Source organism: Clostridium sp. D43t1_170807_H7, assembly GCF_015555905.1.
In the GTDB taxonomy this organism is placed as follows: Bacteria; Bacillota; Clostridia; order Clostridiales; family Clostridiaceae; genus Clostridium.
Genome location: NZ_JADNLK010000044.1, coordinates 1 through 11,588 on the forward strand (window position 1 = coordinate 1; position 11,588 = coordinate 11,588).

The window sequence follows — 11,588 nt, forward strand, 5'->3', positions numbered from 1 at the left end:
GTGATGATGGCGTAGAGGAAACACTCCTTCCCATTCCGAACAGGAAAGTTAAGCTCTACAGCGTCGATGGTACTGCACGGGGGACTGTGTGGGAGAGTAGAACGTTGCCAGGTAAGTAAAGTACTTAGTTTATGCTAAGTACTTTTTTTGTGCAATAAAACAAGATAAGATAAAAAACAACGTTCTAGTGTCCCACTGGGAGAGGGTAAAATCATGTTATGCTTTTACCGGGCAATTTAGTGGAGATTAATCGGAGCGTAAAAAATTGCCCCGACGAACGTTGCCAGGTAAGAAGATACTTAGTTTAAACTAGGTATCTTTTTTGTTATAAAATAATATAAAACTGAAAATGCAATGGTCTAATCTTCCACTGAGAGAGGGAAAAGATATATTATGTCTTTTTCAGGCAATTTAGTAGAGATTAATCGGAGCATAAAAAACTGCCACGACAAACGTTGCCTTATTTGAAAATAGTGCTAAATAGTGATTTTTATCACAATTATAAATTTATATAAGTAATATAAAAATTTTACAAACATATAGATATAAATAATATGATATCAAAGTTATACATAAAAATAGAGAAAAATATACCCAAATATAGACAAGAACATATATCAAAAAAATTAAAACGACAAAATATAACATTAATAAGATAAATATAGAAAAGAGGCTTGAAGATTATTAGATTAAATGTCGGTTAAAAGAAGTTGAAGAGTATAAAAGCTTGATGGTAGAATTATAAAATAGAGAAATAACTTCTATATTTGGAAAAATTACAATAGTATAAAAGATGAGGGGGGATTTACATGAGAGGAGAAGTTGGAGCAGCAGTTAAGAAGAGTAGTAAAAAAAAGACAATTGAAGATGTTAAATCAGTAAATAAGAAGGTAAGTAGTAGAGATTCGGATAATAAAAAAGAAAATAAATCAGTTAAAAAGAAAGTAAAATGTGAATTAAGTGTGGATAATATTTCTTTATTTCATGAAGGAAAGCACTATGAGGCATATGCTTTTATGGGAGCACATGTTGTTTCTGAAAAAAGAAAAAAAGGTGTTAGATTCACGACATGGGCGCCTAGAGCAAAAAATGTATATGTAGTAGGAGATTTTTCTAATTTTGAAGTAAAAGAAGATTATAAGATGGAAAAGGTATCAGATTTAGGATTATGGAGTATATTTATAGAGGGGATACAACCAGGAGAAAAATATAAATACTCAATAGAAAATATTCATGGAGAACATAAATATAAAGCAGATCCTTATGCCTTTGAATCAGAAAAAAGACCAAATACCGCATCAATAATTAGTGACAATGTTAAGTATAAATGGAATGATAGAAGTTGGATGATGAAGAGAAAAAGATTCAATATGTATGAAAGTCCAATTAATATTTATGAAATGCATTTAGGATCTTGGAAGACTAAAAATGGGGAATTTTTAACATATAAAGAGATAGCAGAAGAATTACCGAAGTATTTAGTAGACATGGGATATACTCATGTAGAAATGTTACCAGTATTAGAACATCCATTAGATGCATCTTGGGGATATCAGGGTGTAGGATATTATTCTGTAACTAGTAGATATGGAAATGCAAATGATTTTAAGTATTTAATTGATGAGCTTCATAAAGCGGGTATAGGAGTAATATTAGATTGGGTACCAAGTCATTTTTGTAAAGATGCACATGGATTATATATGTTTGATGGAACTCCAACTTATGAATATGAAGAAGAATGGAAAAGAGATAATAAGGGATGGGGTACATTTAATTTTGATTTAGGAAGACCAGAAGTTAAGAGCTTCTTAATATCAAATCTTTTTTATTGGGTAAAAGAATTCCATATAGATGGAATTAGAAATGATGCAGTATCAAATATGTTATATCTTGATTATGGAAGAAATGATGGAGAGTGGTTCCCTAATATTTATGGTGGGAATGGAAACTTAGAAGCAATACAATTTATAAAAGATTATAATAGTGCACTTCATGAGGAGTTCCCTACTGTAATGACAATTGCCGAAGAATCTACATCATGGCCTAAAATATCTAAGCCTATCGAAGAGGGTGGATTAGGGTTTAACTTTAAATGGAATATGGGATGGATGAATGATACGTTAAAATATATCGAAAAAGATCCAATATATAGAAAATATCATCATCATAAGCTTACTTTTTCAATGGCATACCATTATTCAGAGAATTTTATATTGTCTATATCACATGATGAAGTTGTACATGGAAAAGGTTCACTTGTAAATAAAATGTGGGGAGATTATTGGAACAAGTTTGCTGGGGTTAGAGTTTATTTAGCACATATGATGGGTCATCCTGGAAAAAAATTAATGTTTATGGGTTCAGAGTTTGGTCAATTTATAGAATGGCGTGAATATGAAGAACTACAATGGAATTTAATTGAAGAGTATGATATGCATAAGAAGACTCAACAATTTTTTAAAGATATGAATCATTATTATAAAGAAAATAAAGCTTTATGGGAAGGTGATTATAAATTAGAAGGATATGAATGGATTGATGCAGATAATTGTGATGAAAGCATATATTCTTTTATAAGAAGAGATAGTAAAAGTGATGAATGCTTAATATTTATATGTAATTATACACCTGTAGTTAGATATGACTTTAGAATTGGTGTTCCATTATTAGAGGAGTATATAGAAGATTTTAATACGGATAGTGAAATTTATGGAGGATCAGGACAAGTAATGACTGATAAATTAGTGGCAGAGGAAATTCCTTGTAATAATCAACCATATTCAATAAAGGTTAAAGTTCCACCAATGGCAGCTATTATTTTAAAAGTGAATAATAAATCTAAATAGGGAGTGTGAATAGATGAAAGTATTGTTTGCAGCATCAGAAGCGCATCCATTTATTAAAACTGGTGGTTTAGGAGATGTAATGGGAGCGTTACCTAAATCATTAATAAAACTAGGCGTAGATGTTAGAGTAGTAATACCTAAGTATAAAAATATAAAAGATGAATTAAAGCAAAAACTACAGTTTGTAAAATGGTTTACGGTTCCAGTAGGGTGGAGAAATCAATATTGTGGGATTTTTCAATATCAATATAATGGAGTAATTTATTATTTCATAGATAATGAATATTATTTTAATAGAGATGGGTTATATGGATATTTTGATGATGGAGAAAGATTTGCATTTTTTAATAGAGCTGTTTTAGAGTTTATTAAGCAAGTTGATTGGCAACCAGATTTAATAAATTGTAATGATTGGCAAACAGGAATGGTACCAGTACTACTTAATTTAGAATATAAAAAAGATGAGTTTTACTCAAAAATAAAGACAGTATTTTCGATTCATAATTTATTGTTTAAAGGAAGTTTTTCACCTAAAATATTACCAGAATTATTTGGTTATGATTATATGCCATTAGTTAACGGAAGTGTTGAGTTAGACGGTTCAGTAAGCTTTTTAAAGGGTGGATTAAATTATTGTGATCAAATTACAACAGTAAGTAATACTTATGCAGAAGAAATAAAAACTCCTCAATATGGTGAGGGTTTAGATGGACTTCTTAGAAGTAGAAGTTATTATTTAATGGGAATAGTTAATGGAATAGACTATGAAGAGTTTAATCCACAAGATGATAAATTAATATTTAAAAACTTTAATATTAATTCAATAGATAATAAAGTTCAGAATAAATTAGCTCTACAAAGAGAGTTAGGATTACCACAAAAGAAAGATACACCTATGATTAGTTTAATATCTAGGTTAACTCATCAAAAAGGTTGTGACCTGATAGTTAATATGATAGATAGACTTCTTCAGAGGGATATACAGCTTGTTATATTAGGAACAGGTGATTATTGGTATGAGGAAACATTTAAGAATTTACAATATAGATATCCTGATAAGGTTTCAGCTAATATTAAGTTTGATAATACTTTAGCACACAAAATATATGCTGGAACTGATATGTTCTTAATGCCATCATTATTTGAACCTTGTGGATTAGGTCAATTAATAGCATTAAGATATGGATCAATTCCTATTGTAAGAGAAACGGGAGGACTAAAAGACACAATATCTCCTTACAATAAATATAATGGAGTAGGGAATGGATTTGGGTTTAAAAATTTTAATTCAAATGAATTAATGCAAATAATAGAGTATGCATTAACAATCTACAATGATAAAAATGCTTGGAACAACATAATAAGACAAGCTATGAATTCAGATAACAGTTGGGAAAAATCAGCTATGCAATATAAGTGGTTATATGAGGGAGTAGTTAAGAGACCTTAATGGATACAAGCTATTAGGAGGTAGATATATGCTATCAATCGATAAGAATTCGTTCAAAAGAGATTATAACAATAAATTCGTTCAATTACATGGGAAGGAATTAAAAGAAGGAAGTAATCAACAAAAATATGAAGCATTGGGGAGTTTGGTTAGAGATTATGTAATTAGTACATGGATGGATACTAATAAAAGGTATAACCAAACCGGAGAAAAGCAGGTATACTATTTCTCAATGGAATTCTTATTAGGCAGGCTATTAGGCGATTTTCTTTTGAATTTAGGAATAAGAGATATTTGTAAAGAAGCATTAAGTGAATTAGATATTGATTTAGAAGAAATTGAAAATTTAGAGCATGATCAAGGATTAGGTAACGGTGGCTTAGGTAGATTAGCAGCTTGTTTTCTAGATTCTATGGCATCATTAAATATTGCTGGACATGGATGTGGAATAAGGTATAAATACGGTTTTTTTGAACAAAAAATAGTTGATTGCCAACAAGTTGAAGCATCAGATAATTGGTTAAGAGAAGGTAATGTATGGGAAATAAAGAAGCAAGATAAAGCTGAGATAGTTAAATTTGGAGGAACAATAGTTTCTGATTATGTGAATGATAAATTAACTTTTACTCATGTTAATTACGAACCAGTTTTAGCAGTGCCATATGATACTCCGATAGTTGGATATGAGAATGAAGTAGTAAATACTTTAAGATTATGGAGTGCTGAGCCTGTATCGAATGAGTTTGATTTTTCATCATTTAATAGAGGAGATTTTCTAAATGCAATATCTTATAAAAATTCAGTTGAAGCAATATCATTAGTTCTATATCCAGAAGATTCATTTTATGAAGGAAAAATGCTTAGGCTAAAGCAACAGTATTTTTTCGTGTCTGCAGGAATACAAAGTATAGTAAGACATTATAAAAAACATAATGGAGATATAAAATTACTAGATGAAAAGATAGCAATACACATTAATGATACACATCCAACATTAGCAATTCCAGAGTTAATGAGAATATTACTTGATGAAGAAGGATTATCTTGGGAGAATGCTTGGAGAATAACTCAAAATACAATTTCGTATACTAATCATACAATTTTGGCTGAAGCCCTAGAGAAATGGCCAGTTGATATGTTTAAGAGTTTACTACCAAGAATTTATATGATTATAGAAGAGATAAATAAAAGGTATTGTGAAGAACTTTGGAATAAGTACGTAGGTCAATGGGATAAAATATCAAGGATGGCTATAATAGGAGATGGTTATGTAAGAATGGCCAATTTAGCTATAGTGGGTAGCCATAGTGTTAATGGAGTTGCAAAACTTCATACTGAGATATTAAAGAAAAAAGAAATGTCTGATTTTTATTATTTATATCCCTCAAAATTTAATAATAAGACTAATGGTATAACTCATAGAAGATGGTTAATTAGATGTAATCCTGATTTAACTAAGCTTTTATTAGATACAATTGGCGATAGTTTTATAAAACATCCAACAGATTTAGAAAACTTCAGTAATTATATTGATGATAAAGGTGTTTTAAAAAGACTTGAGGAAATAAAAAAAGATAATAAAGATAGATTAGCAAAAGAAATTTATAAGAGTAAAGGAATTGTTATAGATACGAATTCGATTTTTGATGTGCAAATAAAAAGAATTCATGCTTATAAACGTCAAACATTAAACTGTTTAAGAATAATGGATCTTTATAATAAGTTAATTGATAATCCTAATTTAGATATAATACCAAGAACTTTTATTTTTGCAGGAAAAGCAGCACCAGGATATTATTTAGCAAAAAATACAATTGAGTTAATTTGTAGAGTTGCAGAAACTGTAAATAATGATCCGAGAGTGAATGAAAAAATCAAGGTTGTAATGTTAGAGAATTATCAAGTTTCATTAGCTGAAAAAATAATTCCAGCAACTGATTTAAGTGAGCAAATTTCAACAACAACTAAAGAGGCTTCAGGGACATCTAATATGAAATTCATGATGAATGGAGCAATAACTATTGCAACATTGGATGGAGCAAATATTGAAATTAAAGATGAAGTTGGAGAAGATAATATTGTTATTTTTGGATTAAATGCTGAAGAGGTATTAAATTATCATAATAATGGTGGATATTCATCATGGGATATATGTAATAAGGATCCTAGACTACAAAGGGTTACCAATGATTTAATCAATGGTAAATATTGTAGAGATAAAGACAGATTTAGAAGTATATATGAAAATTTATTAACGTATAATGATGAATTTTTTGTGTTAAAGGATTTTGATTCTTATTTAAATGCACAAGAAAGAGTTAATAAGTTATATATTGATAAAGAAAAATGGCAAAGAATGTGTGGTATTAATATAGCCCATTCAGGAATATTTTCATCTGATAGAACTATTAAAGAATATGCAACAGGCATTTGGGGATCAACTGTAATATATAAAAATTTATAGGGGGAATGTGGAGTTGGATGATATACAAATTTTCCATGATTCTCACAATCTTGAATTAAGGAATCCTTTTGGTGCAGTTAGTGTAGGAAATAAAGTGCGAATCAGATTATGGACTAGCAAAAGATGTTCAGCTTATATTAATTTAATAAATTTTTATAACAATCAGATAGAAATTCAAATGAACGAAATAGGATGGAATGATCGAGTAAACAATTGGGTTTACGAAGTAGAAGTAGATACATCAAACAATATAGGGTTAATATATTATTATTTTAGAGTAAATTATTATGGAAGAAACATTATTTATGGAAATAATATAGAATCACTAGGTGGAATAGGTCAGGTATACTTTAATGAACCAGTAAGTTATCAGATAACTATATATTCTAAGCAAGATGTACCAAGTTGGTATAGAGAAGGAATAATATATCAAATCTTTGTAGATAGATTTTTTAATGGAGAAGAGGAAGGAAAGGTTTTAAATCCTAAAAAGAATACTTTTATATATGGAAATTGGGATGATAGTCCAATGTATATAAAGGATATGAGTGGAAATATAGTTAGATGGGATTTTTATGGTGGAAATCTTTTAGGTGTAAAAAAGAAATTGGAGTATATTAAATCACTAGGAGTAAGTGTAATATATTTTAATCCAATATTTGATTCTCCTAGCTGCCATAAATATGATACAGGTGATTACGAGAAAATAGATCCTATGTTTGGAGATGAAGAAATATTTAAAGATTTATGTGGTGAAGCGGAAAAGTTAGGCATAAGAATTATATTAGATGGGGTTTTTAGTCATACGGGAAGTGATAGTAAATATTTTAATAAGTTTAGGAATTATGATTCTTTAGGAGCCTATCAGTCTTTACAGTCTCCATATTATAGGTGGTATAGATTTAATGATTATCCTAAGCTATATGAGACATGGTGGGGATTTTCGAATATGCCTAATGTAGATGAGCTTAATCCAAGTTATTTAGATTATATAATTAGAAATAAAAATTCTGTAATAGAAAAATGGTTAAGACTTGGTGCAGGTGGCTGGAGATTAGATGTTGCTGATGAATTGCCAGATGAATTTATTAAAATATTAAAAAAGAAACTTAAAGAAGTAAAATCAGATGGCGTATTAATTGGTGAAGTATGGGAAGATGCATCTAATAAGGTTAGTTATAATAGAAAAAGAGAATATCTATTTGGAAATGAACTAGATTCAGTAACCAATTATCCTTTAAGGCAGATAATTTTAGATTTAGTTAGAAATTATATAGGAAGTAAGTATTTTATTAGAAAATATTTATCATTAAAAGAAAACTATCCTAAGGAGTACTTTTATTCAACTATGAATATGCTTGGTAATCATGATACAGAAAGAGTATTAACCATCCTCAATAATAATGTCAATCTGTTAAAAGAAGCAGTAATAATTCAAATGACATTACCTGGTGTTCCATTAATATATTATGGAGATGAAGCTGGTTTAACTGGTGGAAAAGATCCAAGTAATAGAAAATCATATCCTTGGGGAAAAGAAAATAAAGATATATTAGAATTTTATAAAAAAGTATCAGCTATTAGAGTTAGTGAAGAGGCTCTAAAGAACGGAGAAATAGAATTCTTAGAGTTTAGCAATGGTATATTAGGATACGAAAGAATTTTAAATAAGGATAGAATAATTGTTGTAGTTAATATGATGGAAAAAGAAGAAAATATATCAATTAACAATATAGATGGAAATATTTTAGATTTATTAGATAAAGATAGAGAGTATATAGTAAAAAATGAAACAATAAATATTTTAATAAAAGCACATCAATTTATTATATTAAAAGTTTTATAAAAGAGTATGGCACTTTTATAATTTCAAAGTGCCTTACTTTTTGAATGTAAACTTCAATAATTTTGAATTAATGCAAAATAATTTAAGAAAAAAGTAAAAAATATAGGTATAAAATTGTATCTAGTTTTTATAAATATAATAAATATGTACTAAAAAATAGTACTAAGTAATAGTAAAATTACAAATTTAACATAAATAAGAAAATGTAATTTAGTAAATACATTAATTGTTTAGTATTAAGTTAAGAGGGGATGGGGAAAATAGTGAGAAAAAAAGAAATGGTTGCTATGATATTAGCAGGAGGACAAGGATCAAGATTAGGTGTTTTAACAAAAAAATTGGCTAAGCCAGCAGTACCTTATGGAGGAAAGTATAGAATAATAGATTTTCCTTTAAGTAATTGTTCAAATTCAGGGATATATTCAGTTGGGGTATTAACTCAATATAAACCATTAGAGCTTAATGCACATATTGGGATAGGTAGCCCATGGGACTTGGATAGAAGAGATGGGGGAGTAAGTATATTACCTCCATATCAAGAAGAAAAAGGTGGTAACTGGTATAAGGGAACTGCAAATGCAATTTATCAAAATATTGAATTTGTAGATAGATATAATCCAGAGTATGTATTGATTTTATCAGGTGACCATATTTATAAGATGGATTATGATAAAATGCTTCAATTCCACAAAGAAAAGAATGCTGAAGCTACAATAGCAGTAATTGAAGTGCCTATGGAAGAGGCAGGTAGATTTGGAATAATGAATACTAATGAAGATCTATCAATATATGAATTTGAAGAAAAACCTGCTAATCCTAAGAGTAATATGGCATCAATGGGAGTTTATATATTTAATTGGAAGCTTTTAAGACAAGCATTGAAAGAAGATGAGAAGGATAAAGAATCTAGTAATGACTTTGGTAAAAATATAATTCCTAAGATGTTAAGTGAGGGTAGAAAGCTAGTAGCTTATCCATTTAAAGGATATTGGAAAGATGTTGGTACTATAAGTAGTCTTTGGGAAGCTAATATGGATTTATTAAAGAGAGAAAGTGGATTAAATCTATATGAAGATGATTGGAAGATATACTCTGTTAGTCCTGTAAGACCAGCACAATACATTGGAAAAGATGCAAGTGTTAAAAATTCATTGGTGGTCGAAGGATGTACAGTTCATGGAACAGTTGAAAACTCTGTATTATTTGAAGGGGTTTATATTGGTAAAAATACTGTTATAAGAGACTCTGTAATAATGACAGATGCTAAAATTGGAGATAATGTAGTAATTAATAAAGCTATTATTGGTGGAGAAGCAAAGATAAGAAAAGATTGTAAGATAGGTAATGGTGAAAAAATATCTGTTATAGCATCTAAAGAAGACGTTAAAAGTGGAACTGTAATAGATGCAATGGAAGTATAATAGAGGGGGGTAAAGGGAAGATATGAATAATTGTATTGGTATAATAAATTTAGATGAAAATGAACAAAAAACTACAGAGCTAACAAGATGCAGGCCTTTAGCATCTCTACCTATAGCAGGTAGATATAGAGTTGTTGACTTTGTATTATCTAATATGACTAATTCAGGAATTGAAGCAATAGGAATATTCACAAAAAATAAATCAAGATCGCTAATGGATCATTTGACAAATGGTAGACCATGGGATATACATCGTAAGAAGGATGGATTAAAGGTATTTAATTTTGGAGATATTGATCCTGTACATGATGATGTTCATAATTTCTTAGAGAATATAGATTATTTTGATCGTAGTAAGAAAGAATATACTTTAATTTGTTCATCATACATGATTTGTAATATAAATTATAATGAATTAATTAAATATCATATTGCAAAAGGTAATGATGTAACAACAGTATATAAGAATGTCAAACATGTAGAAGATAATTTTATTGATTGCCAAGTTTTAAACCTAGATGATAATAATAGAGTAATTGGTGTGGGAGAAAATGTAGGTTTAAAGAATAGTGCTAATATAAATATGGAAATGTATATAATGAAAACTGATCTTTTCATAGACATGATATATGAGTGTATCAGAGGTGGAAGATATAAAAAGATAAAAAATTATATTAATGGAAATATAGATAAATTAAAAGTTGGTGGATATGAGTTCAAGGGATACTTAGCTTGCATTAATTCTATAGGAGCATACTATGATGCTAACATGGAATTCTTAAATGAAAAAGTAAATAAAGAATTATTCTATAACAATTTTCCTATATATACAAAACCAAAGGATGCATGTCCAACACAATATACTGAAACAAGTAGTGTAGTAAATTCTATTATTGCTAATGGTTCATATATTGAAGGAACAGTTAAAAATAGTGTTATAGGAAGAAATGTTTATATTGGAAAAGGTAGTGTAATTGAAAATTGCGTTATACTTCAAAATACTGTTATAGGCAATAATGTAACTATGAACAATACAATTACAGATAAAGGAACATTAATTGATGATAATGAAGAGGTAAAGGGACTACAAAACAATCCAGTTATCATTCCTAAAAAAAGAGTAATCTAAAAATATTAATTAAGAATATAAGGAGAGTTAAAATAAGTATAGATTTTAGCTCTCTTTTTTTATTATAAACATATAATGGGAAAAAACTAAAATATAGTTGATTGAATATTCAAATTAAATAAGTGAACGTATCCTTGTGTATCAATATAAGTATTATTAAGAAAATTTGCGAAAAATACAGTAAAACTAAATTAATTTCTGCATATAATAATGAATTATTGGTTAATATATTGATATGATGATATTATAAGTCTTGTCCAAACGGACAGCTGATAAGTCGAAAGATAACAAGTTAAGTAAGTCAACAAAAACAACAAAATGTTGAAAAAAAGATGTTGACAGAAAAACAATTCGATGATAAGATAAGGAAGTCGCTTCGGTGCGACAGAGTAAATGGTCTTTGAAAATTGAACAGAATATAGTTAAAGTAAA

Annotated in this window: 6 protein-coding genes and 1 rRNA gene; all 7 read left to right on the forward strand. The window is 28.7% G+C overall.

The window, feature by feature from the left end; translation table 11 throughout:
* A 5S ribosomal RNA gene (gene rrf, locus I2E98_RS15195) occupies positions 1-113 on the forward strand; the annotation flags it as partial.
* A gap of 696 nt (positions 114-809) precedes the next feature.
* On the forward strand, positions 810-2,846 hold the full coding sequence (gene glgB / locus I2E98_RS15200; protein ID WP_195469720.1) for a 1,4-alpha-glucan branching protein GlgB: 2,037 nt from the start codon (positions 810-812) through the stop codon (positions 2,844-2,846).
* 13 nt (positions 2,847-2,859) lie between these two features.
* Positions 2,860-4,296 carry a glycogen synthase GlgA gene (glgA, locus tag I2E98_RS15205; RefSeq protein WP_195469721.1) on the forward strand — a complete coding sequence of 479 codons (1,437 nt, stop codon included), beginning with the start codon at positions 2,860-2,862 and terminating at the stop codon, positions 4,294-4,296.
* A gap of 28 nt (positions 4,297-4,324) precedes the next feature.
* Positions 4,325-6,760, forward strand: a complete 2,436-nt coding sequence (locus tag I2E98_RS15210) for a glycogen/starch/alpha-glucan phosphorylase (RefSeq protein ID WP_195469722.1) — start codon at positions 4,325-4,327, stop codon at positions 6,758-6,760.
* Positions 6,761-6,767: 7 nt separating this feature from the next.
* Positions 6,768-8,606 carry a glycoside hydrolase family 13 protein gene (locus tag I2E98_RS15215; RefSeq protein ID WP_195469723.1) on the forward strand — a complete coding sequence of 613 codons (1,839 nt, stop codon included), beginning with the start codon at positions 6,768-6,770 and terminating at the stop codon, positions 8,604-8,606.
* Positions 8,607-8,869: 263 nt separating this feature from the next.
* The gene (locus tag I2E98_RS15220; protein ID WP_195469724.1) at positions 8,870-10,027 is read left to right on the forward strand and encodes a glucose-1-phosphate adenylyltransferase; all 1,158 of its coding nucleotides are present in this window, start codon (positions 8,870-8,872) and stop codon (positions 10,025-10,027) included.
* 22 nt (positions 10,028-10,049) lie between these two features.
* On the forward strand, positions 10,050-11,156 hold the full coding sequence (gene glgD, locus I2E98_RS15225) for a glucose-1-phosphate adenylyltransferase subunit GlgD (protein WP_195469725.1): 1,107 nt from the start codon (positions 10,050-10,052) through the stop codon (positions 11,154-11,156).
* Positions 11,157-11,588: the final 432 nt, after the last annotated feature.

Bases quoted from the DNA above. Each gene is read 5' to 3' on its own strand.
- glgB (WP_195469720.1), top strand. From the start codon at position 810: ATGAGAGGAGAAGTTGGAGCAGCAGTTAAGAAGAGTAGTAAAAAAAAG.
- glgA (WP_195469721.1), top strand. From the start codon at position 2,860: ATGAAAGTATTGTTTGCAGCATCAGAAGCGCATCCATTTATTAAAACT.
- I2E98_RS15210 (WP_195469722.1), top strand. From the start codon at position 4,325: ATGCTATCAATCGATAAGAATTCGTTCAAAAGAGATTATAACAATAAA.
- glgD (WP_195469725.1), top strand. From the start codon at position 10,050: ATGAATAATTGTATTGGTATAATAAATTTAGATGAAAATGAACAAAAA.